The sequence below is a fragment of the Bacillus sp. 05T22 genome, assembly GCF_056396765.1.
The window spans coordinates 1-1565 of record NZ_JBFTMC010000237.1; the positions used below are offsets into that span (position 1 = coordinate 1).

At 33.1% G+C, this 1565-nt stretch carries 1 protein-coding gene and 2 pseudogenes; all 3 read left to right on the forward strand.

Annotation, left to right across the window (positions count from 1 at the left end):
- A pseudogene (locus AC1DIT_RS28070) lies at positions 1-241 on the forward strand (MFS transporter); the annotation flags it as partial.
- A gap of 78 nt (positions 242-319) precedes the next feature.
- Entirely contained in the window at positions 320-1234 is a 915-nt protein-coding gene (locus AC1DIT_RS28075) for a phosphotransferase family protein (RefSeq protein ID WP_016115608.1), read from the forward strand.
- A 158-nt stretch (positions 1235-1392) separates the two neighbouring features.
- Positions 1393-1565 (forward strand): annotated as a pseudogene (locus AC1DIT_RS28080) (IS4 family transposase); the annotation flags it as partial.

A 1565-nucleotide genomic window follows, 5' to 3' on the forward strand; every position in this document is an offset into this window, starting at 1 on the left:
ATTTACCATGTCGCACTTAATTATTGTGCAAACGTTAATACAGTTGAATACTACAATAGAATATATTGGCAGGGTAATAGGCTTAAGAACAATTCTAGCATCATTTGTTAAGATATCATCTGCTCTATTGACTGGTATTTTAATAACTCATATGGGAGTGAATAATATTCTACTTTTATTTTCTATCTTAATATTTGCTAGCTTTATTACGATTGGAAATATGAAAAAACAAATGTATTAAAATGAAGGAAAATACATCTGGAAGACTAGTCAGAGATGCTATTACAGGTTGTAAATAACTTGCGAATCGGGGGATAAAATGGTTAATATACGTTCGAAAACAGAAGAATTAAGAGCGAAATTAAAAACTATATTGAATCGAGAATATAAAGAATTGGCTGTTCAGGAGTTAAAAGTAGTAGGAAATGGAGTACAAAACATTGTGTTCCGAGGGAATTCGGAAAAAGGACCTTTAGCATTTCGAGTACCTTGGGAACGTGAAGTGAAAAATATAAATGAAGAGTTGTTTAATAGTCGAATTTCGTTACAAAAGGAAGCGGAGCTTTCTAAGTTTTGTAATTCTAAAGACATTCCAGTACCAGAGATTCACGGATTGCATCTTTCTACGGAACTCGATTTTTTAATTTCAGATTACCTGGCTACTGATCATATTCCAATTTCTGCGTACAAAATAGGAGAAGTAGTTAACAAGCTCCACAGTATGCCAATTGAAGATTTAAATTACCAACATAGGACTAGAAAACCATCTAGCAAGTATATAGCTGAACGTCTCGTAAAAAGAGTAGAAGGATTTAATAAAATTACACATTGCGATATTAAATTTCCTGATATATTGATAATCGAACAGATTCTTAAACAAGCAGATCATGCAAGGAAATTATTACATATGGACATTCGAACAGCAAATCTAATTGGATATAATGGAGAAGTTAAGGCGTTGGTTGATTGGGATAATGCTCTAATTGGTCACCCGCTGTTAGAACTTATGAGGATAGCTGAAACTAATGAAATTGATTGGTATGAATTTAAAGATGGATATAAGAATAAAGATACCTTTGAATCTATTCCTCGTATTGTCAGCTTATTTTATCAGCTTGATGCAGCGGTAATGCTTGCAAATCTGTTTATAGCGCAACTGAAAATAGAGGATAAAGGCATATTCTATAAAGAGCGTGTGAAAACACTTCATAATGAAATACATAGATATTTATAAGAATAAATAAAAGATGCTTTCACATAGGAGGRCCGCCACATCGCTATCAAGCTAAAAGAACGAGTTATCCCAAAACAATAAATACGAGCAAAATGCACAAAATTTTCGTTCTGGGGGTGGTATGAGATTTTAACTTTATGGGCATGTATGGTGACCCCTATTATATCTCACGTATCAAATCAAATACACGTATTTATCAAAAAAATCCTAACCCTGATTATTTTCAAGATGGCAGAATCAAGAAAGGTACAGAGTATATCCAGATAGATATGGAGGTTTTAATGAACTCTCTTCAACCAGGACAAACATGTGAAATATCCAACGCTTATGT